Below are 26217 nucleotides of genomic sequence, written 5' to 3'. Positions count from 1 at the left end.
GACAGATGGGCGCAACTTGCCGCGGGGACGCTGTGCCGACCGGAGCCGATCGCAGGGGCGTCTTCGCGTGGATGCTGTTCGACTGGGCGAACCAGCCGTTCCAGACGCTGATCGTGACCTTCGTCTTCGCGCCGTGGTTCGTCGCCGAGGTGGTCGGCGATCCGGCGCGCGGTCAGGCGCTCTGGGGGGCCGCGGCGGCGATCGCCGGGGTCTGCGTGGCCGTTCTCGCCCCCGTCCTCGGCGCGGTCGCCGACCGCACCGGGGCGCGCAAGCCCTGGGTGCTCGCCTTCTCGGTCCCCTACCTCCTCGGTTGCGTCGGCCTGTGGCTGGCGACGCCCGCCATGCCGGACCCGACGGTCGTTCTCGTCTGCTACGCGCTCGCCTTCATCGGCTCCGAATTCGGCCAGGTGTTCATCAACGCCATGCTGCCGAGCCTCGCGCCGCGCGCGGAAATCGGGCGCATCTCGGGCTCGGGCTGGGCGCTCGGCTATCTCGGCGGCGTGGTTTCGCTGCTGATCGTGCTGGCGCTGCTCGCGCCGGCGCCGGGTTCGACGCTGACGCTGCTCGGAGCGCCGCCGATCCTCGGGCTCGACCCGGGGCAGGGGGAGCCGGCCCGCGCCACCGGCCCCTTCGCGGCGATCTGGTATGTCGTCTTCGCGCTGCCGATGTTCCTCTGGACCCCCGACGCGCCGGGCCGGCCGCTCCGAGGCGCGGTGCGCGCCGGGCTCGCCGATCTCCGCGCCACGATCGCCACGGCGCGGGCCCGGCGCGATCTCCTGCTGTTTCTGCTCGCCTCCATGGTCTATCGCGACGCGCTGGTCGGGCTCTTCACCTTCGGCGGCATCTACGCGGCCGGCGTCCTCGGCTGGGGCATGTTCGAGCTTGGCCTCTTCGGGATCGTCGCCGCCGGGGTCGGCGCGGCCGGGGCGTGGATCGGCGGGCGGGCCGATCACGCCTATGGGCCGCGGGCCGTGATCGTCGCCTCGATCTGGGCGCTGATCGGGCTTTGCGTCCTCGTCGTCCTGACCACGCGGGAGAGCGTGCTGCTTCTGCCCGTGCCGCCCGGATCGCGGATCCCCGATCTCGTGTTCTTCGCCGCCGGCGGACTTCTCGGCGCGACCTCGGGGGCGTTGCAGGCGGCGTCGCGCACGCTCCTCGTCCATCAGGCCGAGGGGGTGATGCAGCCGGGCCAGGCCTTCGGGCTCTTCGCGCTGTCCGGCAAGGCGACCGCCTTCCTCGCCCCGGCGCTGATCGCCGCCGTCACCGCGGCGACCGGCTCGCAGCGGCTCGGGCTCAGTCCGGTGATCCTGCTTTTCCTTGTCGGGCTGGTCCTGCTATACGGGGTTAAAACCACAACCGAGCAGCACCGGGGACAGGCCGCATGACCGGACGGCTCCTTGCATTGGCGCTGGCGGCGGCGCTGAGCGCGCCCGCAGCCGAGGCTCAGACGGCGCAGTCGCTCTTCGCGGCCAAGTCGACGCCGACCGACCACCGGGCGACGCCGATCGGCGGCAACTCGCGCGGCTGCATCGCCGGCGCGGTGCAGCTGCCGGAGAGCGGCCCGACCTGGCAGGCGATGCGGCTGTCGCGCAACCACCACTGGGGCCATCCGCGGACCATCGACTTCATCGAGCGGTTGAGCCGTGAGGCGACCCGCTACGGCTGGGCCGGGCTCTATGTCGGCGACATCGGCCAGGCGCGCGGCGGGCCGGTCGCGGGCCATGCCAGCCACCAGAGCGGCCTCGACGTCGACATCTGGGTGCTGCCGGCGACCCGGCTCGATCTCACGCGGGCGCAGCGCGAGAGCCTGTCCTCGATCTCGGTCCGGGCCGCGAACCAGCGCGAGGTCAACGAGCGCTGGACGCCCGCCCATGCCGCGATCATCGAGGCCGCGGCGCGCGACCCGGACGTGGAGCGCATCTTCATCACCGCGCCGGCCAAGTTGCAGATGTGCGCCGACGCCGGGCGCGGCGACCGGGAATGGCTGCGCAAGGTGCGCCCCTGGTGGGGCCACGACGACCATTTCCATGTGCGCCTGAACTGCCCCCGCGGGGCGTCCGGCTGCGTGCAGCAAGACCCGGTCCCCCCCGGCGACGGTTGCGCCGACGCCGTCTGGTGGGTGACGGAGGCGCTCGAGCCGCCCGACCCGAACGCGCCGGCCCCGCCCAAGCGCGTCCCGCTGACGCTCGCCGATCTGCCGGAGCAGTGCGCCGCCGTGCTGAACTGGCGGTGATCCGCGCGCTCGCCGCCGCGCTCGCGCTCGGCCTCGCGATCGCCGACGCGGCCGCGCCGGGACCGCGGCTGGAACTCGACAGACGTATCGTATGGGAGGCCGGCGAGGCGAGATTCGGCGGCTTCTCGGCGATCGAGGTGCAGGACGGCGGCCGGAGCTTTCTCACGATCAGCGACCGCGGACGCTGGGCCGCCGGGCGGTTCCTGCGCGAGGAGGGGGGCCGGCTGGAGCGCGCCGAGCTCGTCGGCTTCGGCAGGCTCCACGGCGTGAACGGAAGGCCGCTGCCCGTCGGCGAGGAAGCCGACGCCGAGGGCGTCGCCATGGACGACCGCGGCCGGGTCTATGTCAGCTTCGAGGGCTTCCACCGCATCCGCCGCTACGACGACATCGACGGCCGGGCCACTGCAGTCCCGGGGCATCCCGACTTCAAGCGTCTCCAGGGAAACTCCGCGCTGGAGGCCATCGCCATCGACGCCGACGGCGCCATCTTCGCGATACCGGAGCGATCGGGCGCGCTGGAGCGGCCGTTCCCGGTCTACCGCCTGCGCGACGGCGTCTGGGACAAGGAACTGGAGATCCCGCGCTCCGGCGATTTCCTCGTCTCCGGCGCGGACTTCGGGCCGGACGGCCGGCTCTACGTGCTCGAGCGCGCCTTCGCCTGGTACAGCGGCTTCGCGACGCGGGTCCGCCGGTTCGAACTCGGGCCGGACGGTCTGGGCGAGGGGACGACGCTGCTCGAGACGGGGATGGGCAGCGTCGACAACTACGAGGGCATCTCGGTCTGGCGCGACGACGCCGGCGACATCCGGGTGACGCTGATCGCCGACGACAACTTCTTCGCGCTCCAGTCCACCGCCATCGCCGAGTATCTCGTCGTCGAGGGTTGAGGCCGAGCGCCTACCGGCGGGCTCTCGCGGACCTTTCTTGACCTTTGACATTTTTATCGTGTGCAATCAAGTAGTTAACCTGTCTATCACGCGTGTTAGCCCGTGTTGCGCCGGGTAGCCTGGTAGACTCGCCGGTATTCCAGCCGGATAAAACCACGCCGTTTCAGCCGCTTGCCTCGCCCCGCCAGGGCACGCGGCTTTCACGCCGATCAGAGCCGGTCGAGGGCGCGCGCCGTGAGGCGGGGCCAGTCGGCCATCCGGTTGCGGAACCAGCTGCGCTGGCGTTTGGCGTACCGGCGGGTGGCGATCGCCATCGCGTTCCGGGCCTCGTCGAGGTCGATGCGGCCTTCCAGATGGGCGACAAGCTCCGCCGCGCCGATCGCCCGGCCGGAAGGCGCGGCGAGGTCGTGGCCGGCGGCGAGGAAATGGCGGCATTCGTCGAGCGCGCCACCTTCGATCATCTTGTCAATTCGCTGCCGTATATCATGGACAAGATGCATGTTCTCGACTTCAATAACCGCAGGTTCGGCGTCTCCGAGCGGCAACACGGGTGCGGCGGGCTCGCGCCGCCACGACGCGAGGCCGCGGCCGGTGGCGGCGAAGACTTCCCAGGCCCGCATCAGGCGCATCGGGTTCCTCCGGTCGAGGCCGGCGAGCGTCTCGGGGTCGTCGCGGGCGAGGTCGGCCTCGAGCGCGGCGCGACCGCCGTCGGCGTGGCGAGCCATGGCGCGGGCGCGGATCTCGGGCGGCGTCGGCGGGATCACGGCGAGGCCGCGGGTCAGCGCCTCGAAGTAGAGGCCCGTGCCGCCGACGACGATGGGCCGCAGGCCGAGGGCGCGAGCCTCGGCGAGCGCGGCCGTGGCGTCGGCGAGCCAGGCGCCGACGGAGTAGGGGGCGTCGCAGGGGACGTGGCCGTAGAGGCGGTGCGGCGCGCGGGCAAGATCGGTGTCCGAGGGACGCGCGGTCAGCACGCGCCAGCAGGCGTAGACTTGGAGCGCGTCGGCGTTGATCACGACGCCGCCGTCGCGCTCGGCCAGCGCCAGCGCCAGCGCCGACTTGCCGCTGGCGGTGGGCCCGGCGATCAGCACCGGGCGCGAGGGCGTCATCGGCCGTGCTCCGCTTCCCAGGCCAGCGCGCTCGCGACGCTCGACGTGTACCGGGCCTCGGGCGGGCGGATCCCGTGGGTCAGCAGCGCCCGGCGGATCTCGGGGTTGGCGGCGGCGATATAGAGGCGGACGCCGCGCCGCCGCGACTTGCGGGCCAGGCCCTCGACCACGTTCGCGCCGGTCGAGTCGAGGAAGGGCACCGCCGCGAAATCGAGCACCAGCGCCCGGTTCGTGTCCTGGATCGAGTCGAGCACCGAGCCGATGGACGCCGCCGCGCCGAAAAAGAAGGCGCCGGTGATGTGAAAGACGACGATCTCGGGATTGGCGGCCGCCGTCTCGTCGTAACCGGTGCCGCGGTCTGCCGTGTCCTGACCGACGAACGGCGTCTCGGTCTCGACCGCGGCCTGCTGGCTCATGCGATTGATGAACAGCACCGAGCCGAGCGCGAACCCGACGATGATCGCCTCGGTCAGGTCGCGGAACACCGTCAGCAGGAACGTCACGGCCAGCACGGCGGCGTCGCCGCGGCCCGAGCGGAGAAGAACGGCGATGGCCGGTTTCTCGATCATGTTCCAGGCGACCACCGCCAGGACCCCGGCCAGCGCCGCCAGCGGGATGAAGGCGGCGAGCGGCGCGGCCACCAGCATGAAGAGGAGCAGGAAGACGGCGTGCAACATGCCGGCGACCGGGCCGTGCGCGCCGGCGCGGACGTTGGTGGCGGTGCGGGCGATCGTTCCGGTCACGCAGAAGCCGCCGAAGAGCGCCGAGCCGACATTGGCGACCCCTTGCGCCACCAGCTCGCAGTTCGACCGGTGCCGCCGCCCGGTCATGCCGTCGGCGACGACCGCCGACAGGAGCGACTCGATCGCGCCGAGCAGCGTGAAGGCGACTGCGGCGGGCAGCACCTGCGTCGCGAGATCGAGGCTGAAAGCCGGCAGCCGCGGCGACGGCAGCCCGGAGGGGATGCCGCCGAACTGCCCGCCGATGGTGTGGACCGGCAGGGAGAGCGCCGCGGTCGCCGCCGCCGCCAGCGCCACGGCGATCAGCATTCCCGGCCAGTGCGGCCGGAACCGGCGCAGGGCAAGGATGACCGCAACGGTCCCGACCGAGACGGCGACTGCGGCAGGGGTCACACTCGCGCGCGCCGCCCACAGGGCGGGGAGCTTCCCGAGGAGCGCGCCCGGCTCATGTTCGAGCGTCAGGCCGAACAATTCCTTGATCTGGCTGGAAAAAATTATGACGGCAATCCCGGCGGTAAAGCCGACGGTCACCGGGAACGGGATGAACTTTATATAGGTTCCGAGCCGCAGGAATCCGGCCGCCAGCAACAGGAGCCCCGAGATCGCGGTCGCGAGGATCAGTCCGTCCATGCCGTGCTCGGCGACGGTCGCCGAGACCAGCACGATGAAGGCGCCGGCCGGTCCGCCGATCTGGAAGCGCGAGCCGCCGAGCGCCGAGACGAGGAAGCCGCCGACGATGGCGGTGAACAATCCCTGCGCCGGGCTCGCGCCCGAGGCGATGGCGATGGCCATGCTGAGCGGAAGGGCGACGATGGCGACGGTCAGCCCGGCGATCGCGTCCGAGCGCAGCTGGCGCGCGCCGTAGCCTTCGCGCAGCACGGTGACGAGCTTCGGGGTGTAGAGCTCGGCAAAGCTCGCTGCATTCGGTTTCGTCATGGGTTGGGATTGGTGATGCTTTCCGGCGCGCGGAGCAAGAGCGCCGAGAGCGCCTACGACAGGATATCCAGATAAGTTACATAATCTCGCTTATCCGACATGTGCATTCCGCTGAGCGCGCCATCCGCCCGACCCCCCGGACCCTTCCCGGCCTTCCGGAATGACAGGTTGACCGCGGACGCTTTTCGTTCTGCAATGAAGGCCATGGGCCCACGGCCACAAAGCCACGGCCACAAAAGAACGACAGGGAGACGATCATGGACATCCCGACGATCAACGGCAAGCCGCCACATTCCGCGGTGACGCGCATTGCGGCGGCGGCGCGCGCCGGACGGCTGGATCGCCGCGAGTTCCTCGCGACCGCGACCGCGCTCGGCGTGACCGGCGCCGGCGCCTACGGAATGCTCGGCCTGACCATGCCGAGCCGCGCGCGCGCACAGGAACCCGTGCCCGGCGGCGTGATCAGGATCGCCATGTCGGTGATGCGCATGGACGACCCGCGCATCTTCGACTGGTCGCAGAAAGGCAACCAGGGCCGGCTGATCGTCGAGCCGCTGGTGCGCTACACCTCCGACTTCACCTTCCAGCCGTGGCTGCTGGAAAGCTGGGAGGTCAACGACGACGCGACCGAGTACACGCTCCACGTCCGCAAGGGCGCAACCTGGACGAACGGCGATCCGTTCAAGGCCGACGACGTCGTCTTCAACCTCTCGCGCTGGTGCGAGAGCCATGTGCCGAACAACTCGATGGCGACGCGCATGGCCCCGCTTCTGGAGAAGAAGGGCGAAGAGACCTTCATGGGCGACGTCACCAAGGAGGACGGAACCGTCGTCCAGGAGGAGCAGGTCCGCGAGATCTTCGGGCCGCGCGACGGCGCGATCGAGAAGGTCGACGACTTCACCGTCAAGCTGCGCCTCGCCAACCCGGACATCACCATCGTGCCGAACTTCGCCGACTATCCGGCGCTGATCGTGCATCGCGGCTTCACGGGCGACCTCTCGGTTGATCCTGTCGGCACCGGACCTTGGGAACTCGTCTCGACCGAGGTCGGCGTGCGGGCCGTCTACCGCAAGCGCACCAACGGCGCGTGGTGGGGCGACGCGGCGCCCGACATGGGGCCGGTCTTTCTCGAAGGCGTCGAGTTCATCGACTACGGCACCGATCCGTCGGCGACGATCGCGGCCTACGAGGCGCGCGAGATCCACACGAGCTACGAGACGCCGCCCTCCTACGTCGAGATCTTCGACTCGCTCGGCCTCGCCAAATCCGAGGCGGTGACCGCCAACACGCTCTGCGTGCGCATGAACGTCACCCAGCCGCCTTTCGACGACCAGAAGGTGCGCAATGCCGTCCAGCTCGGCGTCGACAACCAGGTCGTGCTCGACCTCGGCTATCAGGGGCTCGGACGCAAGGCCGACAACCACCATGTCGGGCCCATGCACCCGGAGTACTTCGAGCTCCCTGCCCCAACCCGCGACCCGGACAAGGCCAAGGCGCTGATGGCCGAAGCCGGTCAGGCCGACACCGAGCTGGAGCTGATCTCGCTCGACGACGACTTCAACCGCAACACCTGCGACGCGGTGGCGGCGCAGTTGCGCGACGCGGGGATCAACTGCAAGCGCACCGTGCTGCCGGGGAACACGTTCTGGAACAACTGGACGGGCTATCCGTTCTCGGCGACCGAGTGGAACATGCGGCCTCTCGGCGTGCAGGTCTACGCGCTCGCCTATCGCTCGGGCGAGCCGTGGAACGAGACCGGCTTCGCCAACGAGGAGTTCGACACGCTGCTGGCCGACGCCTACGCCATCGCCGATCCCGACAAGCGCCGCGAGGTGATGGCCAAGATGGAAAAGATCATCCAGGACAGCGGCATCCTGGTCCAGTCCTACTGGCGCTCGACCTTCCGGCACTCGACGGACGACGTCCACGGTCTCGTCATGCACCCGACCTTCGAGATCCATCTGGAGAAGACCTGGCTCTCCTCCTGAGCCGGTCCCCCCAAGCCGTCCCGCCCCGGCCCTCGGCCGGCGCGGCTGAACGAGGGAGCCCGGGGGAATGATCGCCTTTCTTGCGAAACGCGTCAGCGTGATCCTGCTGACGGCGCTCTGCCTGACGTTGATCGTCTTCGCGCTGGTCAACCTCAAGCCGAACCTCGTCAAGCTCGCCAAGGAGCAGACCGGCAGCCGGATCACCGAGCAGCAGGTCGCGGTCTGGCTGGACCGGAACGGCTTCAACCGGCCCTTCATCATGCGCTACGGCGAGTGGCTGGGCGGGGCCGTGCAGGGCGATTTCGGTCGCTCGACCCGGTTCAACGCCTCGGTCTCCGAGGTGCTGTGGCCGCGGCTGTGGCTGACGGCGAAGCTGATGTTCTGGGTCATGGTAGTGATGATCCCCGGCGCGCTGTTGATCGGGGTGCTGGCCGGGATGCGCGAGGGCTCGGCGCAGGACCGCATCCTCTCGACATTCGCCATCGCCACGACCTCGACGCCGGAATACGTCTCCGGCGTCGTGCTCACGGTGATCTTCGCCAGCCAGATGGTTGGCCTGCAATGGTTTTCCGGGTCAGCGACCTCCGCCGCCGACGAAGGGATCACTCTCTACAACTTCGCCCTGCCCGTGCTCACCATCGCCATCTACGGCATGGGCTACATCGCCCGGATGACGCGGGCCTCGATGGCCGAGGTGATGACGCAGCAATACATCCGCACTGCACGGCTGAAGGGCGTCAGTTTCCGCGGCGTGGTGATCCGCCACGCGCTCCGCAACGCGCTGATCGCGCCGTTCACGGTGATCATGCTGCAATTCCCCTGGCTGCTGACCGGCGTCGTCATCGTCGAGACGCTGTTCAACTACCGCGGCTTCGGCTGGCTGCTGATCGAGGGCGCTGCGAACAACGACATCAACCTGCTGCTCGCCTGCTCGATCGTCGCGGTGGTGATCGTGCTGGTCACCCAGCTGATCTCCGACATCGGCTATGTCTGGCTGAACCCGCGCATCCGGGTGAGCGGCTGATGGAGGCGCTGGGGCCCTGGGAGATCCTCGCAGGCACGCTGGCGCGGTTCGGTCCGGTCTGGGCGGGGCTCGCCGTGATCCTCGGCGCGAGCTTCGCGCGTCGGAGGAGCCTCGGGCTCTATGGCCGCGTCTTCCATACCGCGATCGGGACGATCGGCTTCGCGCTGGTGGCGTTCTGGGCGCTGACGGCGATCCTCGCCGACCATGTCGCGCTCTTCGACCCCTACGCGCAGAGCAGCGTGCTGCGGAACAAGCCGCCGGGCTCGCTCGACCCCGCCTCCGGCCTGCCCTATCTCTTCGGCGGCGACGCGCTCGGGCGCGATGTGTTCAGCCGCATGGTCTGGGGCTCGCGCTCGGTGATGGTGATCGCGCCCCTCGCCACGCTCTTCGCCTACATGGTCGGGGTCATGCTCGGCCTGCCGGCGGGCTATGTCGGCGGCTGGCTCGATACGGCGCTGTCGTTCCTCGCCAACCTCGTTCTCGCCTTCCCGGTGATCCTGCTCTTCTACCTGCTGGTCACGCCCGAGATCCGGCAGACCGCAATCCCCGGGACGATGGCGGCGGTGCTGTTCGCGTTCCCGGTGCTGTTCTTCGTGGTGTTCTTCTGGAGCCGGTTTCGCGAGCGGCCGGAGACGCTGTGGCTCTGTCTCGGGCCAACGCTCGCGATCGGGACCTTCGTCTATCTCGGGCTGATCGGCGTGTGGGATCCGACCGGGCGGATCGCGATGGATGCGAACACGCTCAATATCTTCCTCGCCGTGGTGTTCATCTCCTCGCCGACGGTGTTCCGCATCGTCCGCGGGTTGACGCTCGACATCAGGACCCGCGACTACGTGGCCGCGGCGCAGACCCGGGGCGAGAGCCCGTGGTACATCATGATGTGGGAGATCCTGCCGAACGCCCGCGGCCCGCTGATCGTCGATGCCTGCCTGCGGATCGGCTACACCACCATCCTCCTCGGGACGCTCGGCTTCTTTGGCCTCGGCGTCAGCCCGGAGAGCCCGGACTGGGGCTCGACGATCAACGAGGGGCGCAAGCTGCTGCGGATCTACGTCCACCCTGCCCTGCCCCCTGCCCTCGCGATCATGAGCCTGGTGCTGGGGTTGAACCTGCTGGCCGACGCGTTGCGCGAGCAGTCGATGAGGGATTGAACGGGACGCCACCGGCACATTGCGACGCCGTCCGAGACTGTTCCGCCTTCAGCTCCTGCGCTGCGCGAAGAGCCACTCGCGGGGACCCGCGATGTCGTAGGCAATGGCCCAGGTCGACATGTGCGCCGCCGCGCCTTCGAGGCTCTCCCCCTCCGGGACCACCGTTCCCGGCATCAGGACGACGTAGTTCACCTGCGCACCCTCCGCCAGCATCGCGCGGGAGGCGCGGTCGAACTCGGTCGCGCTCCAGCGGCCGTTCCAGACCGCGCGGGCGACCGTCGCCCCCTCGGCCTCAAGCGCGGCGGCGATCGCGTTCTGGCCGGGGAAGGCCTTGGCGTCTTCTTCGGCGACGATGATGAACTGGGGATGCCCGGCCATCGGCGCGACCAGGTCCGCGTCCCACTGGCAGGCGACGAGCAGCGAGGCGGCGAAGAAATCGGGATACTTGATGTTCATCGCGATCGACAGCATCCCGCCGCCGGATTGCCCGGTGGTGTAGAGCCGGTCTCGGTCCAGCGGAAATTCCTCGGCCAGCGCCTCGATCAGGCGTTTGACCGTGTCGACATGGCCGGTCGTCTCGGACTGGTCATTGGCCACCGTCACGTCAAAGGCCGGGGCGATCACGAAACAGGGGTTGCGCGCCTGTTCCTCGGGGCGGGTCCAGACCACCGCGCCGAGGCCCTGCGCCAGCGTCATGGTGACGGGTTTGCCGGTCAGCGAGGCATCGTGCATGAAATTGACCAGCGGATAGCGCCCAGCCGGGTCGAAGCCGGGCGGAACGAACAGGTTGTAGGCCAGCACGATGCCGTTCTCGGGGTCGGTGAAGCTGCGCTGCTCAAAATGCTCGACCAGCAGGTTGCGCGCCGCCGTGGTCTCCAGCGTGTGGCCCGCCGCGGTGACGGTCGCCTTTGGCGCGTCCAGAACGACGTCGCGCCCGGTCCGGCGATAGAGCCGCGCCGCCGCGTCCTCGGGATCGAGCATGACGAGAACGAACCTGCCCCGCGACGCCGCGTCCGCCGGATCGGTCGAGGTCGCGGCGAGGACGTCGGTGAGCGTGCGTCCCTCGACGCTGAAATCCGCGAGCGACAGCGACAGCGCCTCGACAGCTTCGGGATACTCGACCGCCACCCCGACCAAGCGCATCCCGTTCCCGAAGACCTCGGTCAGCGCGGTCGCGCCGACAGGAACTCCGAGACCGGCCGCGACGACCATCCGCGGCAGGCCGAGCGCGCCCGTGCCCGCGATGATGCGCGAAAGAAGTTGGCGGCGGTTGGTCATCTGGATCCCCGGAATCCCTTGTTCATTGCGGGTATCGGCGAAATGCGTCGGTCCCGTCGAGCCCCAAAGCCCATCGCCTGCAAGCGCCGCCGGCGCGTTGCGCCTCCCGGAAGTCGTGCTAACCTGTCGGCCGCATCCTGACCCCACCGGATCGCCGGCCGGCCGACGCGGTCGCTCTGTCCTTGCGGAGGCCTTATGGCCGACCCCGTCCTCGAAATCGACGACCTCTCGATCAGCTTCTTCACCCGCGCCGGCGAGATCCCGGCGGTGATGGATTTCTCGGCCGCGGTGGCGCCCGGTCAGGCGCTCGGTCTCGTCGGCGAGAGCGGCTGCGGCAAGTCGACGGTGGCGCTCGGGGTGATGCGCGACCTCGGGCGGGCGGGGCGGATCGTCGGGGGCCGGATCCTGTTCAGAGGCCGCGACCTCGTGACCATGCCGGAGCCGGAGCTCAGGGCGATCCGCGGCCGCGAGATCGCCATGATCTACCAGGAGCCGATGGCCTCGCTGAACCCGGCGATGAAGGTCGGCCGGCAACTGATGGAAGTGCCGATGATCCACGACGGCGCCTCGGCCGCCACGGCGCGGGCCGAGGCGCTCGCCATGATCGAGGCGGTGCGCCTGCCCGACGCCCGGCGCATCCTCGACAGCTACCCCCATCAGCTCTCCGGCGGCCAGCAGCAGCGCATCGTCATCGCCATGGCGCTGATGCCGAAGCCGGCGCTGCTGATCCTCGACGAGCCGACCACCGCGCTCGACGTCACCGTCGAGGCGGGGATCGTCGATCTGGTCAAGGAACTGGGCCGCGAGACCGGCGCCTCGATGCTGTTCATCAGCCACAACCTCGGGCTGGTGCTCGACGTCTGCGACCGCATCTGCGTGATGTATTCCGGCGAGGCGGTGGAGACCGGGTCGATCGAGGAAATCTTCGCCTCGATGCGCCACCCCTACACCCAGGGCCTTTTCCGCTCGATCCCGCTCCCCGGCGCCGACAGGACCGCGCGCCCGCTCGTGCCGATCCCGGGCAACTTCCCCCTGCCCCACGAGCGGCCGCCGGGCTGCAACTTCGGGCCGCGCTGCGGCTACTTCGTCGCCGGGCGCTGCGACGCGCACGAGATCCCGATGCGGCCGGCCGGTCCCGACCACGCCTCGCGCTGCATCCGCTTCGACGAGATCGACTGGACCTCGCCGCCCCCTGCCCCGGTCGCCGAGGCCACGCCGTCGCCGGGCCCCGTCGTGCTGAAGGCCGACCGGCTGCGCAAGTACTACGACGTCGCGGCGAGCGCGCTCACCGGCGGCGCCGGCAAGGTCGTCAAGGCCAACGAGGAGATCTCGTTCGAGGCGCGCGAGGCCGAGACGCTCGCCATCGTCGGCGAATCGGGCTGCGGCAAGTCGACGCTCGCCAAGGTGCTGATGGGCATCGAGACCGCGACGGACGGCACGCTGACGCTGGAAGGTCTCGATATCGGCGCGCTCCCGGTGGAGCGGCGCGACACCGCCACGGTCGCCTCGCTCCAGATGGTGTTCCAGAACCCCTTCGACACCCTCAACCCGAGCCACAGCGTCGGCGCGCAGATCGTGCGCGTGCTGGAGAAGTTCCGCGTCGGTCGCTCGCAGGCCGAACGCGAGGCGAAGATGCTGGAGCTTCTCGACCTCGTGCGCCTGCCCCGCGCCTTCGCCCGGCGGATGCCCCGCCAGCTCTCCGGCGGCCAGAAGCAGCGCATCGGCATCGCCCGCGCCTTCGCCGGGACGCCCAAGGTCGTGGTCGCCGACGAGCCGGTCTCGGCGCTCGACGTCTCCGTGCAGGCCGCCGTCACCGACCTGCTGACGGATCTGCAGCGCAAGAACCGCACCACCATGCTGTTCATCAGCCACGACCTCTCGATCGTGCGCTACCTCGCCGACCGGGTGCTGGTGATGTATCTCGGCCATGTCGTCGAGATCGGCGCGACCGGGAAGGTCTTCGCGCCGCCCTACCACCCCTATACCGAGGCGCTGCTCTCCGCCGTCCCGATCGCTGACGTCACCGTGGAGAGGAACCGCATCCTCCTGCAAGGCGACGTGCCCTCGGCGGTCGATCCGCCGCCGGGCTGCCCGTTCCAGACCCGCTGCCCGCGCAAGCGCCAGGTTCCCGGCGACCTCTGCGAGACGGTGGCCCCCCCGTTGCGCGCGCTGGCCCCCGGCCACGAGATCCGCTGCCACCTTCCCGATGACGTCCTCGCCGCGATGGAGCCGGTGATTCGCACCGACGCCGCGTGAGTCGCGCCGAAGACTGACCCGGGCCGGAGGCGGGTTCCCGCCGTCACGATCGCGTGAGCCGATGCGGGGTTTCGCGAACCCGTCCGGTGACCTATTTCGGCCGCCGAGGTAGCGTTGCGGATTGCATTAAGCAAGTTGGCGCTATCACGGCCGAGTCACGTTGCGTATGATACGCATCGGGTGGCGGGGCTTTGTGCGGCGGCTTAGGGAGATGCAGGATATGCGTGGCGCGGCGACTGGGCCCGAGGCGGGCTTTTCCGGCATGACCGGACTGTTCGTCACGGTCGGAATCTTCTCCGCCGTGGTGAACATCCTGATGCTTACCGGCTCGCTCTACATGCTCCAGGTCTACGACCGCGTGCTGTCGTCGAGCTCCAAGGAAACGCTGGTCGCGCTGACCATCCTCGTCGCCGGGCTCTTCGCCATCATGGGCGTTCTCGACTACGTTCGGGCCAGGGTGGCCTCGCGCATCGGCGCCACGGTCCAGAACCGGCTCGACGAGCGGGTGTTCCGCGCCGTGCTGCGCCGCTCGGTGCTTTCGAGCGAGCGCGCCCGCCCCGCCTCCGGGCTCAAGGACCTCGAGGCGGTGCAGCGGTTCATGTCCTCGCCGGTGCTCTTCGCCATCTTCGACATGCCCTGGGCGCCGTTCTTCATCGCGCTCATCTACACGTTCCACCCGCTGCTCGGGCACCTCGCCGTCGCCGGCATGGCCATCCTGATCGTCATCACGCTCCTCAACCAGCACTTCACCCGCAAGCACGAAGCCGAGGCTGTCCAGGCGACGATGCACGGCGACGGCTTCGCCGAGACCATCCGCCAGCAGGGCGAACTCATCCACGCGCTCGGCATGCGCGACGCCGTCCTCTCGCGCTGGAGCAAGCTGCGCCGCCGCGCCACCAGGGCGCAGCTTTCCTCGTCTGATCGCGTGGGCCAGTTCTCCACCATCTCCAAGACCTTCCGCTTCTTCCTTCAGTCGGCGATGCTCGGCCTCGGCGCCTATGTCGTGCTCCAGGGCGAGATGACGGCCGGCGCGATGATCGCAGGTTCGATCCTGATGGGGCGCGCGCTCGCGCCCGTCGAGCAGGCGATCGGCGGCTGGCCGCTCTTCCTGCGCGCCCGCATCGGCTGGGATCACCTGCGCACGCTGCTCTCCTCCACGCCCGACCAGGCCGACGTCACCGCCCTGCCCCGCCCGCGCGCCTTCCTCGACGTCACCCAGATAACCGTCTTCCCGCCCGAGCAGCAGAAGGCGAGCCTGCGCATGCTCGACTTCCAGATCCGACCGGGCCAGGCGCTCGGCGTGATCGGCCCCTCGGCCTCGGGCAAGTCGACGCTCGCCCGCGTGCTGACCGGCGTCTGGCGCCCCGCGTCCGGCTCGGTCCGGCTCGACGGCGCGGCGCTCGACCAGTACGATCCCGACACGCTCGGCCGCTACATTGGCTACCTGCCGCAGGACGTCGTGCTCTTCGACGGCACCGTCGCCGAGAACATCGCCCGTCTCGACCCGAGCCCGAACCCCGAGGCCGTGGTCGCCGCCGCGCAGCGCGCCGGGGCGCACGACATGATCCTGCAACTGCCGCAGGGCTACGACACGCCGGTCTCCGCCGGGGGCGCCCGGCTCTCCGGCGGCCAGAAACAGCGCATCGGCCTCGCCCGCGCCTTCTACGGCGACCCGGTGATGCTGGTGCTCGACGAGCCGAACTCCAACCTCGACTCCGCCGGCCAGGACGCGCTCAACGTCGCGATCCGGCAGGCGAAGTCGGAAGGGCGCGTGGTCGTCATCATGGCGCACCGCCCTGCCGGCATCGCGGAGTGCGACCTGATCCTCATCATCGACGGCGGCGTCGCCAAGGCCTTCGGGCCGCGCGACGAGGTGCTGAAGGCGCATGTGCGAAACTACGCGGCCGTCGCCGGCCGCATCGGGGCGGAGGCGCAGTAGCATGGCCGCCGTCGACCGCGAGCCGCACGAGAACCACTGGAACGTCCGCGGCTTCCTTCTGCTCGGCTACGCGACGCTGTTCGCGCTGGTGGCCGGTCTCGGGATCTGGGGCACGCTCAGCAGCATCTCCGGCGCGGTGATCGCGCCCGGGACGATCGAGGTGGAGGGCAACCGCCAGGTGGTCCAGCACCTGACCGGCGGGGTGATCGCCGCCATTCACGTCCGCGACGGCGACGCCGTCGAGGCGGGCCAGGTTCTCGTCGAACTCGAGGGCGACCAGCTCCGCACCGAGCTCGGCATCGTCGAGGGCCAGTGGTACGAGATCCTCGCCCGCAAGAGCCGCCTCTCCGCCGAGCGCGACGTGCTCGACGCCATCACCTTCGATCCCGAGCTCATCGCCCGCGCCGCGGTCGATCCCGAGACGGCGAAGCTGATCACCGCCCAGCAGCAGCAGTTCGACGCCCGGCGCAAGGTGCAGGGCGAGGAGGACTCGCAGCTCGCCGAGCGCGCCGCCCAGATCTCCAACCAGATCGACGGCCTCATCGCCCTCGAGGGGGCGACCACAACACAGATCGAGCTCCTCCAGCGCGAGATCGAAAGCCAGGAGACCCTGCTCGCCGAGGGCCTGACCCAGCTCACCCGCGTGCTGACCCCGCAGCGGGAACTGGCCCGGCTCAAGGGCAGCGCGGCCCAGGTCGAGGCGGCGATCTTCGAGAACCGCGGCAAGATCGCCGAGACCAACATCGAACGCGTCCGCCTCGTCTCCAAGACCCGCGAGGAGGCGATCACCGAGCTGCGCGAACTCGAGTTCCGCGAGATCGAACTGCGCGAGAAGCGCATCTCGCTCAAGGACCAGATCAGCAAGCTGCTGCTGCGTGCTCCGGTCTCGGGCATCGTCTACGCCAACACCGCCGACACGCTTCGCGGCGTGGTCCGCCCGGCCGAGCCGGTGCTCTACATCGTGCCGAAGGATGTGCGCCTGATCGTCAGGGCGCGGGTCGACACCACCCATATCGACCAGATCCATGTCGGACAGGAGGCGAAGATGCGGTTCTCCGCCTTCGACCAGCGCACCACGCCCGAGGTCTGGGGCCACGTGACCAAGGTCTCGGCCGACGCGATCGAGGACCAGCAGACCCGGATGCGCTACTACCTCACCGAGGTCGACATCACCGAGGAGGCGCGAGACAAACTCGGCGCAGTGACGCTGCTGCCCGGGATGCCGGTGGAGGCCTACATCCAGACCGGGGACCGCAGCCCGCTGCACTACCTCACCAAGCCGCTGACCGACTACTTCGCCAAGGCCTTCCGCGAAGGCTGACAGCACTTCCGCTCGATCCCTTCGGCACGGGCCGCAAGGCGCACGCCGAAGGGCCCCGGAAGGAACCGAGCGGAGCTGTTCATGTCATACGGCCTCCGCCTGAATGCCTCGCGCCTGCATCAACGATTCAATCCGACTCTTTTGCTTGGCATATGCGTTGTGCATACGTTGTGCATAAGGTGTGCATCGAAGGATCCGCCGTAAACCCTTGACGCCGAAGTCTTCAGCCGGCGACCGTATCCCGCGGCCGAGGCACGGGCCCTCGCCCTCGCCCTTCAGCGTTTCCCGCCTCGGCGCCGAGGTTGATCGTACGGCCGCCAGTCCCCGCCGCAATGGCAGGCATCGCCTTCTCCGCGCCCGCCCTGACCGCCTACTTCGTGCCGAACATCCTGTCCCCCGCATCCCCCAGCCCTGGCATGATGTAGCCCTTCTCGTTCAGGCGCTCGTCGAGGGCGGCCGTCACCACGCGCACGTCCGGGTGGGCCTCGGCCATGCGGCGGACGCCCTCGGGCGCCGCGAGCAGGCAGAGGAAGCGGATGTCGCCCGCGCCCTTGGCCCTGAGAAGCGAGACGGCGGCCGCCGAGGAGTTGCCCGTGGCGAGCATCGGGTCGAGAACGATCGTCACGCGCTCGTCGAGGTCAGCCGGGACCTTGTCGTAGTACTGCACCGGTTGGAGCGTCTTCTCGTCGCGATAGAGACCGATGAAGCCGACGCGGGCCGAGGGGATCAGCTCCAGCACGCCGTCGAGCAGGCCGTTGCCCGCGCGCAGGATAGAGATCAGCGCGAGCTTCTTGCCCAGCAGCGTCGGGGCCTGCATCGACTGGAGCGGCGTCTCGATGGTCATCGTCGTCATCGGCAGGTCGCGGGTGACCTCGTAGGCGAGAAGCAGCGAGATCTCGCGCAGTAGCTGGCGGAACCCAGCCGTGGAAGTCTCCCGGTCGCGCATCAGGGTCAGCTTGTGCTGGACGAGCGGGTGATCGACGATAGTGAGCTGGTTCATGCGGTCTCCAGGCGGGCTGTCAGGCGGGCGCGGGTCGCTTCGTCGCAGAAGGCGCCCGCAAGCGCGTCCCGGTTGATGGCGGCGAAGTCGGCCGGCGTCCAGCCGAAGCCGGCGGCCAGCGCCGCGTATTCCAGCGGCAGCGTGGTATCGAAATACGGCGGGTCGTCGGTCGAGAGGCCGACGCGGACGCCGGCCCCGCGCAGGCGGGCGACCGGGTGCGCGGGCCAGTCCGGGTAGAGGCCGAGGGCGAGGTTGGAGCCCGGATTGACCTCGAGCAGGATCTCCTCCTCGGCCAGGCGGCGCACAAGCGTCGGGTCCTCGACGGCGCGGACCCCGTGCCCAATGCGCTTGACCGGCAGGTAGTCGAGCGCGGCCTCCACGCTCTCGGGGCCGGCGACCTCGCCGGCATGGACCGTGAGCCCGAGCCCCGCCTCGGCGGCGATGGCGTAGGCGCGGGCGTAGTCGGAAGGGTGGCCGAAGCGTTCCTCTCCCCCCATGCCGAAGCCGGTCACGCGCGGATGTGGGTTCGCCACGATCGTCCGGGCGGCGCGCTCGGCCCGCTCGCGGCCGAAATGGCGGATCGCCGTCGGGATGAAGCGGGTCTCGACCTCGGGCACGGCGTCGGCCCCCTGCCCCATGGCGGCGAGAAAATCCGGCCACGCGGCCGGGTCGCCGCTGGCGCAGAGGTCCGGGGCGAGGAAGATCTCCGTGTAGATCACGCCCTGCGCGGCAGAGGCGCCCAGGACGGCGACGACGAGCCGGCGGAAGTCGTCCGGCGTGACGAGGACCGAGCACGCCGCCTCGTAGGTGCGCAGGAACCCGGCGAAGTTGGACCAGAGATACGAGCCGTCCGCGGCGAAGATGCCGGAGAGGTCGACGCCCTTCTCGGCGGCGAGCGTGCGGATGAAGCCCGGCGGCGCGGCGCCTTCGAGGTGGAGGTGCAACTCGACCTTTGGAAGCGCCGCCCAGTCTGTCATGGCCGCGCCACGCCGTGACGGCCGGGCGGCGCTCCGAGGTGGCGGGCGATGGTCTCGGCGACATCGGCGAAGCCGATTAGGCCGAGCGCCGCCGGCGCGCCGGGACCGAGGCCGAGGACGGGGACGCGCTCGCGGGTGTGGTCCGTGCCGCGCCAGGTCGGGTCGTTGCCGTGGTCGGCGGTGAGGATCAGCAGGTCGTCGGGCCGTAGCCGGGCGAACACCTCCGGCAGCCGCGCGTCGAAGGCCTCGAGCGCCCGGGCGTAGCCGGAGACGTCGCGCGGGTGGCCCCAGAGCGTGTCGAAGTCGACGTAGTTGGCGAAGATCAGGTCGCCATCCTCCGCCGTGTCGAGAGCCGCAAGTGTGGCGTCGACGAGGGCCATGTCGTCCTTGTCCTTCGCCAGCGTCGAGATGCCGCGATGGGCGAAGATGTCGCCGACCTTGCCGATGGCGTGGGTGCGGCCGCCGGCGGCCTGCACCCGGTCGAGGATGGTGGGCTCGGGCGGCGGAATGGCGAGGTCGCGGCGGTTCGGAGTGCGGACGAAGCTCTCCCGGCTCTCGCCGACGAAGGGGCGGGCGATGACGCGGCCGACGCGCATCGGGTGGACGATCTCCGCGGCGACTCGGCAGGTCTCGTAGAGGCGTTCGAGGCCGAAACGCGTCTCGTGCGCGGCGATCTGCAACACGCTGTCGGCGGAGGTGTAGAGGATCGGCTTGCCGGTAGCGATGTGCTCCTCGCCGTAGGCTCGCAGGACAGGCATCCCGGAGGAATGAGCGTTGCAGAGCGTCCCGGGCAGGCCGGCGCGAGCGATCAGTGGAAGGGTGACGTCGGGCGGGATCGCCGGGTCAGCCTTCGGGAAATAATGCCAGTTCCAGGGGACGGGGACGCCCGCGAGTTCCCAGTGCCCGGAGGGCGTGTCCTTGCCGCGCGAGACCTCGGTCGCGGCGCCCCAGAGGCCGCGGGGCGTGTCGGGGAGGCCGGTCTCGAGTCCGGAGGCGAGGCGGATCGCCGGTCCGAGGCCGAGGCCAGCGAGGTTGGGGACGCGAAGCGGGCCGCTGCGGCCGTGCTCGGCGCGGCCCCCGGCGCAGGCGAGTGCGATATGGCCGAGGGTGTTGGCGCCCTCGTCGCCGAAGTCGCTCGCGTCGGGGGCGCCGCCGCAGCCGACGGAATCCATGACGAGGAGCGCCGCGCGTGGCATCAGGCGTTCCCGCGGAGGGCCCGAGGCGGCTCGCCCTGCCCCCGGCGGCGGAGGCGGCCTTTGCCGCCACAAGGAGCGCGCAGGTGCGCGCAGAGTCCTTTTGCTGATTTCGCGCCTGTGGGCGCGAAACGACTGCTCTCCAGGTAAGCTAACCTATATGAAATCCTTGGCGCTCTTCCGGCCGCCGAGACACTTGCGGACGTGGGAGCGCGGATCGTCATGCGACGCGCTCCACGATCAGCGCGCCTTCGTCCGGGGCGCGGCCCTCGATGCGGTAGGCGAGGCGCAGTCGTTCGGCGGCGCGCTCGAAGGCCGCCTGGTCGGCGGCGTGGAGACGCGCGATCGGCGTCCCCGGCTCGACCACGGCCCCGAGGCCGAGGAGTCCCTCGAAGCCGACGGAATGGTCGATCGCATCTGCCGCCCGCCGGCGCCCGCCGCCGAGTTCGACGACCGCGTAGCCAAGCGCGCGGCCGTCGATCGCCGCGACGTGGCCGCTCTTGCCGGCGGTCACTTCGCCCATGACGGGCGCGCGGCGAAGGTGGCGGTCGTGGTTCTCGAGAATGTCCTTCGGTCCGCCGAGCGCGGCGACCATGCGCGCGAACCGCTCGGCGGCCGCGCCGCTGTCGAACGCCTCGGCCACGCGGCGAGCACCTTCCGCTGGACTCTCCGCGAGGTCCGACAGCGCCAGAAGTTCGCCGCCGAGCGCCAGCGTCACGTCCCAGAGCCGGCCGTCGATCTCCTCGCCGGTAAGGAAGCGGATGGCGTTCGCCACCTCGACGGCGTTGCCGGCGGCGGAGGCCAGCGGCTCGTTCATGTCGGTCACCAGCGCCACGGTGCGGCAACCGGCCCCGTTCGCCACGTCGACGAGGCTTCGGGCCAGCGCGCGGGCCGCGTCATGAGTCGCCATGAAGGCGCCCGAGCCCGCCTTGATGTCGAGCGCCAGGGCGTCAAGGCCGGCGGCGAGCTTCTTGGACAGGATCGAGGCGGTGATGAGGTCGATCGACTCGACTGTCCCCGTTACGTCGCGGATGGCGTAGAGCCGCCTGTCGGCCGGCGCGAGGTCGGCGGTCTGGCCGATCACGGCGCAGCCGACCTCGGCGACGACGCGGCGGAAGGTCGCGGCGTCGGGCTGGGTGACGTAGCCCGGAATCGCGTCGAGCTTGTCGAGCGTGCCGCCGGTATGGCCGAGGCCACGGCCGGAGATCATCGGCACATAGGCGCCGCAGGCGGCGAGCGCGGGCGCGAGCATCAACGAGACATTGTCGCCGATGCCGCCGGAGGAATGCTTGTCGACCACCGGGCCCGGCAGGTCCCAGCGCAGCACCTCGCCCGAGTCGCGCATTGCGAGCGTGAGCGCCACCCGCTCGTCGATCGTCATGCCGCGGAAGAACACCGTCATCGCGAAGGCCGCGACCTGCCCTTCGGTGATCGCGCCCGAGGTCAGGCCCTCGACCATGAAACGGATCTGCTCCGGGGCGAGCCGTCGCCCGTCGCGCTTGGCGACGATGATTTCCTGCGGGAGCATCAATAGGTCTCGTCGTCCTCGGGAGCGTCCATCCCAGTGTCGAGCGTGGCCAGGATGGCGTCGAGAAGCCCGGAGGCGCCGATGCGGAAATGCTTCGGCCGGGCCCAGCCGGCTCCGAGGATCGCATCGGCGAGCGCGATATACTCGGCCGCTTGCTCCACCGTGCGGACGCCGCCGGAGGCCTTGAACCCGACTCCGCGGTCGAGCCGCGCGATGGTTTCGAGCAGGATGCGCGCCGCCTCCGGAGTGGCGCCGACCGGGGTCTTGCCGGTCGAGGTCTTTAGGAAGTTCGCGCCGCCGGCGATCGCCGCCTCGGCGGCGAGGCCGATCAGGGCCGGATCCTTCAGCTCGCCGGTCTCGAGGATGGCCTTCAGGGGAACCTCTCCCGTGATGTCCTTGACCTCGTGGAGAAGCCCGGCGACGAAAGTCGCCTCGCCACCCGCGACCACGGCGCGCCAAGGGATCACCATGTCGATCTCGTCGGCGCCGTCGTACATGGCGGCCCGGGCCTCGGCCTTGACCACGGCGAGGTCGCCCTCGCCGGTGGGGAAGTTGATCACCGTCGCCACCCGGACTCCGGTGTGCCGCAGCGCCGCTCTGGCCTGGGCGACGAACGCGGGCCAGATGCAGACGGCGGCGACGGAGCCTTCGGGCGTCTGGGCGCGCTGGCAGAGCGCGGCCGCGGCGGTCTCGTCGCAATCGCCGTCGAGATTGGTCAGGTCGAGGCAGACCAGCGCGCGGCGGGCGGCGTTGACGAGAGCGGCGCTCACGGGCGGCTCTTGACCATGTGGCCGAGGCTGAACGCTCCCGGCAGCAGTGCGCCGACGGTGGTGCGGCAGCGCTCCCCGTCGAGGTCCGCGAGGGCGACGGGCGTATCGGAGGCGGCGAACTCGGCGAGCTTCTGGCGGCAGCCGCCGCAGGGTGGCGTCGGGTCCGGGCTGTCCGCGACGACGAGAACCTCGACGATCACGCGGGCGCCGGCGAGGCACATGGCGGCGATGGCGCCGGCCTCGGCGCAGGTGCCTTCGGGATAGGCGACGTTCTCGACGTTGCAGCCGGCGAAGACCCGGCCGTCGGCCGTGCGGATGGCGGCCCCGACCTTGAACCCCGAATAGGGCGCGTGGGCATTCTCCCACGCGTCGAGCGCGACCTTGTGCAGGCTCATGCGCGATGCTCCCGTCGTGAACGCGGCGAGACTATGGGACGCGGGCGGCCGGATTGGCAAGCCGGCGCCGCTATTCGCCGCTATTCGCCGGCGCGCCGCTGGGCCGCGGCGGCCCAGGATTCGAGCTTGCGGTAGATCGTCGAGGGCGAGAGCTCGAGCATGCGTGCGGCGCGCGGGATGGAGCCGTCGCAGTGCTCGATCGTAGCCTCGATCAACTCGCGCTCGACCTCGGCGAGCGGCGTTCCGACGAGGGCGGCCACGTGGTTGCGCGCCGAGACGACGGGGGCGGGCGGCGCCGTCCAGCCCGCCGCCGGCGCCGCCGCCGGTCGGTCCTCGGCCCCGACGAAGACCTCGGGCGGCAGCATGTCCGGAAGCACGACGGCTCCGTCGTGCAGGACCACGATGTTGCGAATGACGTTGAGAAGCTGCCGGACGTTTCCGGGCCACGGCCGCGCGGCGAAAAGCCCCTCCACCCTCGGGTCGAGCGCGACGAAGGCCTTGCCCTCCTCCGCGGCGTACTCGACGAGAACAGCCCGCGCGATGTCCACGACGTCCTCCGGCCGCTGGCGCAGCGGCGGCATGTGGATCGGCACGACGTGCAGCCGATAGTACAGGTCCTCGCGGAAACGTCCCTGCCGCACCTCCTCCGCCGGATCACGGTTCGTCGCGCAGACGATGCGCACGTCGACCGGGATGGGACGTGCCGCGCCGACCGGCTGGATCGTCGACGTCTGGAGGAAGCGCAGCAGCTTGGTCTGCAAAGACAGATCCATCTCGCAGATCTCATCGAGGAAGAGTGTGCCGCCGTCCGCGACCGCCGCGGCGCCCGGCTTGTCGGAGAGCGCGCCGGTGAAGGCGCCCTTCAGGTGGCCGAACACCTCCGATTCCAGCAGGTCGCGCGGGATCGCGGCGCAGTTCAGCGGCACGAAGGGCTTGCGGGCGCGCGTCGACACGGCGTGGATCGCCCGCGCGCAGACCTCCTTGCCGGTGCCGCTCTCGCCGGTGATGAAGACCGTCGCGGTCGAGCGCCCGATGGCGCGGACCATGCGGTAGATCTCCTGCATCGGCGCCGACCGGCCGATGAAGCCCTCGAAGGTCTCGGGCGCGTCGCGCTCCTCCTCGGGCGGAAACGGCTCGAGGGTGGCGATGGCGTTGTCGACGGCCTTGATCAGGCGTGACTCGTCGAACGGCTTGACGAGGAAGTCGAACGCCCCCGCGCGCATCGCCTCGACCGCTCGGTTGATCGAGCCGTTCGCGGTGATGACGACGACACGACACTCCGGCGCGTCGCGGTGGAGCTCGTCGAGGAGGTCGAGCCCGTCGCCGTCGGGGAGCTGGAGGTCGAGCAGGACGAGACGGGGAGGCATGGCCGCGCAGGCGGCGCGCGCCTCTGCAAGGCTCGCCGCGCAGTTCACGAGGTGGCCGGCCCGGGTCAGCACCGCCTCGTAGACCATCGAGAGCGACGACGTGTCCTCGACAATGAGAACGCGGTTCTGCATGCGCGTCCTCTCCCCTAGCCTTCGGCCTGCCGGCTGCGAGCGAAGGCGACCGCAGCGTCGATCTCGATCATGCAGGTCCGCACCTGGTCGGGCAGGTCCGCCGCCTCGCCCCCGTGGGCCGCGATGTTGAGCCTCCGCGCGCAGGACTGGAGCCGCGTAGCGCCGACGGCCCCCGCGACCGAAATCAGGATGTGTGAGGCGGAGCGGATCACCTTGCGGTCGAGAGGCTCGATGGCGCCGCCGAGATCGGCGCGAGACTGCTGGAGGTCGGCCGCCACCTTGTCGAGCAGCTCCGCCATCATGCTTATGCCGATCGACGCGCAGAGCGCATCGAAGATCGCAAGGTCGGCTACCGGCGTCCCGTCGGCGTCGTCCTGCGCCGGCCGATCGGCCAGGGCGGCGGCATTCGTCCCCATATGCTCGCGCAGCGCCGCGCCGAAGTGCTCGATGCTGGTGATGGGCTTGGAGATCAGCCCGTCCGCGCCGGCCGCGGCGATCCTCTCGCGGTGCTCGCGCATCGCGTAGGCGGTAAGCGCGACGATCGGCAAGCGCGCCCGCCGATCGCCCCGGCCGCGGATGGCGCGGATGACATCGAGCCCGGACATGCGTGGCATCTCGATGTCGACGATCACGAGGTCGAACTCGCTCGCCTCGAAGCGCTGGAGCGCCTCCACGCCATCGGCGCACAGCTCGACCTCGGCGCCGAGCGCGGCGAGCATCTGCGTCGCGACCATCTGGTTCGTGGGGTTGTCCTCGGCGAGAAGCACTCGCACGCCGCGCAGCACATCCCGCGACGCTCCCGCGGGCGTCGGCCCATCCGCATCAGGCGTCGCGCCGACGCACAGGCTGGCCGGGAAGGCGAGCCGCACCTCCAGTCCTCCGCCCGGGCTCGCGTCCTCGAGCATGAAGGCGCCGCCGATCTTCGCGCAGAGCCGCCGCGCGATGTGGTGGCCGAGATCCCTGCCCTCCCGTTCGTCCGTCTCCCGCCCGAAGGTCGCCCCCGGCGGGCCGGGCCCCTCATCCCGGACGACGAGCACGACGCCGCCGTCGGGGCCGCGCACGAGGCCGATGCGGACCCGCCCTGCCCCGCCGTGGCGGACCGCGCTCCGGACGACGTTGCCGAGAGCGCGCTCGAGCGCGATGGCGTCGACCTCGAGGGCCGTGGGCGCGGCCGGATCGGCCGCCACGGACAATTCCACGCCATGCTCGCGGGCCTCGCCGGTCCAGCGGCGCGTCACGTGGCGAAGGAGCGCAGCGAGATCCGCCGGCTTGTCGTCGCCGGCCTGCGGCTGGTCGGGCTCGATGAGCCCGCCGACGAGCCGGCCGAGGCTGCTCGTGGCAGCGGCGATCCGGTCCAGTTGCTCCCGCAGCCGCGGCTCCAGCGCTGCGTTTTCGAGCATCGCGACACCCCCGGCCACCCCCAGGAGCTCGCTGCGGACGTCATGCACGATCATGGCCCGGTCCCGGGCCGAGCCGCCCGCGGCGATCGCCTGCATGGAAGAATCGAGCGTCGCCATCGTGATCCCTGCGCGGACGGCACCGAGCGGTCCGGTTTGTCCGGTCTTAACCTTATGGTTGAAGCTCGGCCGCGTTGTTCGTCAGACGATACACGACGATTCGCAAAATGGCAAAATGCAATTTCAGGACGAGTCTACTTGTCGCGCCTCCGGGTCGACGCGGGCCGAAGGGTCAGCCCCCGTCCGCGAGGGCCGGGACAGGTACGGTGCGGGCGGCCGCAATGACGCGGGCAGCGGCGTCGACCGCGCCGCGTCCATGCGCGATCGCGCAGGCGGTGAGGCCCGCCTCGACGGTCGCAAGCGCGCCGAGGAGCATCGGCGGATCGACGTGGCCCATGTGGGCGATCCGGAAAAGCGTCTGCTCCCGCTCGCCCGGGCCGCCGAGGCCGACCCCGAGCGTGAGGCCCGCCTCCTGCTCGCACCAGCGCCGCAGCGCCGTCGCGTCGCCGACGTTCATGCGCAGCGTGGTTACGGCATGG

20 protein-coding genes and 1 pseudogene are annotated in these 26217 nt (G+C 70.3%); 9 read left to right on the top strand and 12 right to left on the bottom strand.

Annotation, left to right across the window (positions count from 1 at the left end):
- Nucleotides 1–5: 5 nt before the first annotated feature.
- From KBA23_RS06205 to KBA23_RS06195, 3 genes are read left to right on the top strand one after another with little or no spacing between them, the layout of a single operon-like run.
- On the top strand, nt 6–1385 hold the full coding sequence (locus tag KBA23_RS06205; RefSeq protein ID WP_290738067.1) for an MFS transporter: 1380 nt from the start codon (nt 6–8) through the stop codon (nt 1383–1385).
- On the top strand, nt 1382–2233 hold the full coding sequence (gene mepA / locus KBA23_RS06200) for a penicillin-insensitive murein endopeptidase (RefSeq protein WP_290738064.1): 852 nt from the start codon (nt 1382–1384) through the stop codon (nt 2231–2233). The genes KBA23_RS06205 and mepA overlap by 4 nt, the downstream gene beginning before the upstream one ends.
- The gene (locus KBA23_RS06195) at nt 2206–3120 is read left to right on the top strand and encodes an esterase-like activity of phytase family protein (RefSeq protein WP_290738061.1); all 915 of its coding nucleotides are present in this window, start codon (nt 2206–2208) and stop codon (nt 3118–3120) included. Before mepA ends, KBA23_RS06195 begins: the two co-directional genes overlap by 28 nt.
- A gap of 209 nt (nt 3121–3329) precedes the next feature.
- On the opposite strand, the gene miaA is transcribed toward KBA23_RS06195, so the two are convergent.
- Both miaA and KBA23_RS06185 read right to left on the bottom strand, forming a co-directional pair.
- Complete coding sequence (miaA, locus tag KBA23_RS06190; protein ID WP_290738058.1) at nt 3330–4226, bottom strand: tRNA (adenosine(37)-N6)-dimethylallyltransferase MiaA; 897 nt, start codon at nt 4224–4226, stop codon at nt 3330–3332.
- A complete protein-coding gene (locus tag KBA23_RS06185; protein WP_290738056.1) occupies nt 4223–5902 on the bottom strand; it encodes a SulP family inorganic anion transporter in 1680 nt (559 codons plus the stop codon). Before KBA23_RS06185 ends, miaA begins: the two co-directional genes overlap by 4 nt.
- Before the next feature lie 257 nt (nt 5903–6159).
- Between KBA23_RS06185 and KBA23_RS06180 the strand changes: the two genes are divergently transcribed.
- From KBA23_RS06180 to KBA23_RS06170, 3 genes are all read left to right on the top strand, one after another.
- Entirely contained in the window at nt 6160–7890 is a 1731-nt protein-coding gene (locus KBA23_RS06180) for an ABC transporter substrate-binding protein (RefSeq protein WP_290738053.1), read from the top strand.
- Nucleotides 7891–7957: 67 nt separating this feature from the next.
- Complete coding sequence (locus KBA23_RS06175; RefSeq protein ID WP_290738050.1) at nt 7958–8914, top strand: ABC transporter permease; 957 nt, start codon at nt 7958–7960, stop codon at nt 8912–8914.
- A complete protein-coding gene (locus KBA23_RS06170) occupies nt 8914–10065 on the top strand; it encodes an ABC transporter permease (RefSeq protein ID WP_290738047.1) in 1152 nt (383 codons plus the stop codon). Before KBA23_RS06175 ends, KBA23_RS06170 begins: the two co-directional genes overlap by 1 nt.
- Nucleotides 10066–10113: 48 nt before the next feature.
- Here KBA23_RS06170 and KBA23_RS06165 read toward each other — a convergent pair whose 3' ends face one another.
- Nucleotides 10114–11343, bottom strand: a complete 1230-nt coding sequence (locus tag KBA23_RS06165) for a PHB depolymerase family esterase (RefSeq protein ID WP_290738044.1) — start codon at nt 11341–11343, stop codon at nt 10114–10116.
- A 195-nt stretch (nt 11344–11538) separates the two neighbouring features.
- On the opposite strand from KBA23_RS06165, the gene KBA23_RS06160 reads away from it, so the two are divergent.
- From KBA23_RS06160 to KBA23_RS06150, 3 genes are all read left to right on the top strand, one after another.
- Complete coding sequence (locus tag KBA23_RS06160) at nt 11539–13599, top strand: ABC transporter ATP-binding protein (RefSeq protein ID WP_290738041.1); 2061 nt, start codon at nt 11539–11541, stop codon at nt 13597–13599.
- 220 nt (nt 13600–13819) lie between these two features.
- On the top strand, nt 13820–15538 hold the full coding sequence (locus KBA23_RS06155) for a type I secretion system permease/ATPase (protein WP_290738038.1): 1719 nt from the start codon (nt 13820–13822) through the stop codon (nt 15536–15538).
- A 1-nt stretch (nt 15539) separates the two neighbouring features.
- Nucleotides 15540–16859 (top strand): HlyD family type I secretion periplasmic adaptor subunit, encoded by a 1320-nt coding sequence (locus KBA23_RS06150; protein ID WP_290738035.1) that lies wholly within the window; start codon nt 15540–15542, stop codon nt 16857–16859.
- Between the two features lie 370 nt (nt 16860–17229).
- Here the strand turns inward: KBA23_RS06150 and upp are convergent, their stop codons facing one another.
- The 9 genes and pseudogenes from upp to KBA23_RS06105 form a co-directional block, all read right to left on the bottom strand.
- Nucleotides 17230–17859: a uracil phosphoribosyltransferase gene (gene upp / locus KBA23_RS06145; RefSeq protein WP_290738032.1), complete on the bottom strand. Its 630-nt coding sequence runs from the start codon at nt 17857–17859 to the stop codon at nt 17230–17232.
- A complete protein-coding gene (gene add, locus KBA23_RS06140) occupies nt 17856–18836 on the bottom strand; it encodes an adenosine deaminase (protein WP_290738030.1) in 981 nt (326 codons plus the stop codon). The genes upp and add overlap by 4 nt, the downstream gene beginning before the upstream one ends.
- Complete coding sequence (locus KBA23_RS06135; RefSeq protein ID WP_290738028.1) at nt 18833–20032, bottom strand: phosphopentomutase; 1200 nt, start codon at nt 20030–20032, stop codon at nt 18833–18835. Before KBA23_RS06135 ends, add begins: the two co-directional genes overlap by 4 nt.
- A gap of 217 nt (nt 20033–20249) precedes the next feature.
- The gene (gene deoA, locus KBA23_RS06130; RefSeq protein ID WP_290738027.1) at nt 20250–21557 is read right to left on the bottom strand and encodes a thymidine phosphorylase; all 1308 of its coding nucleotides are present in this window, start codon (nt 21555–21557) and stop codon (nt 20250–20252) included.
- The gene (gene deoC, locus KBA23_RS06125; protein WP_290738024.1) at nt 21557–22327 is read right to left on the bottom strand and encodes a deoxyribose-phosphate aldolase; all 771 of its coding nucleotides are present in this window, start codon (nt 22325–22327) and stop codon (nt 21557–21559) included. The genes deoA and deoC overlap by 1 nt, the downstream gene beginning before the upstream one ends.
- A complete protein-coding gene (locus tag KBA23_RS06120; protein ID WP_290738021.1) occupies nt 22324–22722 on the bottom strand; it encodes a cytidine deaminase in 399 nt (132 codons plus the stop codon). Before KBA23_RS06120 ends, deoC begins: the two co-directional genes overlap by 4 nt.
- Before the next feature lie 80 nt (nt 22723–22802).
- Nucleotides 22803–24221 carry a sigma-54 dependent transcriptional regulator gene (locus KBA23_RS06115; RefSeq protein ID WP_290738018.1) on the bottom strand — a complete coding sequence of 473 codons (1419 nt, stop codon included), beginning with the start codon at nt 24219–24221 and terminating at the stop codon, nt 22803–22805.
- A 14-nt stretch (nt 24222–24235) separates the two neighbouring features.
- Nucleotides 24236–25738 (bottom strand): hybrid sensor histidine kinase/response regulator, encoded by a 1503-nt coding sequence (locus KBA23_RS06110; protein WP_290738015.1) that lies wholly within the window; start codon nt 25736–25738, stop codon nt 24236–24238.
- Nucleotides 25739–25910: 172 nt separating this feature from the next.
- A pseudogene (locus KBA23_RS06105) lies at nt 25911–26217 on the bottom strand (alanine--glyoxylate aminotransferase family protein); the annotation flags it as partial.

Source organism: Amaricoccus sp. (assembly GCF_017995835.1).
GTDB lineage: Bacteria > Pseudomonadota > Alphaproteobacteria > Rhodobacterales > Rhodobacteraceae > Amaricoccus.
Note: the sequence above shows the minus strand (reverse complement) of the source record. Positions and strands in the feature narration are given on the sequence as shown.

Coding starts and splice junctions, on each gene's coding strand:
- KBA23_RS06205 (WP_290738067.1), top strand. CDS start 6: ATGGGCGCAACTTGCCGCGGGGACGCTGTGCCGACCGGAGCCGATCGC.
- mepA (WP_290738064.1), top strand. CDS start 1,382: ATGACCGGACGGCTCCTTGCATTGGCGCTGGCGGCGGCGCTGAGCGCG.
- miaA (WP_290738058.1), bottom strand. CDS start 4,226: ATGACGCCCTCGCGCCCGGTGCTGATCGCCGGGCCCACCGCCAGCGGC.
- KBA23_RS06185 (WP_290738056.1), bottom strand. CDS start 5,902: ATGACGAAACCGAATGCAGCGAGCTTTGCCGAGCTCTACACCCCGAAG.
- KBA23_RS06180 (WP_290738053.1), top strand. CDS start 6,160: ATGGACATCCCGACGATCAACGGCAAGCCGCCACATTCCGCGGTGACG.
- KBA23_RS06175 (WP_290738050.1), top strand. CDS start 7,958: ATGATCGCCTTTCTTGCGAAACGCGTCAGCGTGATCCTGCTGACGGCG.
- KBA23_RS06170 (WP_290738047.1), top strand. CDS start 8,914: ATGGAGGCGCTGGGGCCCTGGGAGATCCTCGCAGGCACGCTGGCGCGG.
- KBA23_RS06165 (WP_290738044.1), bottom strand. CDS start 11,343: ATGACCAACCGCCGCCAACTTCTTTCGCGCATCATCGCGGGCACGGGC.
- KBA23_RS06160 (WP_290738041.1), top strand. CDS start 11,539: ATGGCCGACCCCGTCCTCGAAATCGACGACCTCTCGATCAGCTTCTTC.
- KBA23_RS06155 (WP_290738038.1), top strand. CDS start 13,820: ATGCGTGGCGCGGCGACTGGGCCCGAGGCGGGCTTTTCCGGCATGACC.
- KBA23_RS06150 (WP_290738035.1), top strand. CDS start 15,540: ATGGCCGCCGTCGACCGCGAGCCGCACGAGAACCACTGGAACGTCCGC.
- upp (WP_290738032.1), bottom strand. CDS start 17,859: ATGAACCAGCTCACTATCGTCGATCACCCGCTCGTCCAGCACAAGCTG.
- add (WP_290738030.1), bottom strand. CDS start 18,836: ATGACAGACTGGGCGGCGCTTCCAAAGGTCGAGTTGCACCTCCACCTC.
- KBA23_RS06135 (WP_290738028.1), bottom strand. CDS start 20,032: ATGCCACGCGCGGCGCTCCTCGTCATGGATTCCGTCGGCTGCGGCGGC.
- deoA (WP_290738027.1), bottom strand. CDS start 21,557: ATGCTCCCGCAGGAAATCATCGTCGCCAAGCGCGACGGGCGACGGCTC.
- KBA23_RS06120 (WP_290738021.1), bottom strand. CDS start 22,722: ATGAGCCTGCACAAGGTCGCGCTCGACGCGTGGGAGAATGCCCACGCG.
- KBA23_RS06115 (WP_290738018.1), bottom strand. CDS start 24,221: ATGCAGAACCGCGTTCTCATTGTCGAGGACACGTCGTCGCTCTCGATG.
- KBA23_RS06110 (WP_290738015.1), bottom strand. CDS start 25,738: ATGGCGACGCTCGATTCTTCCATGCAGGCGATCGCCGCGGGCGGCTCG.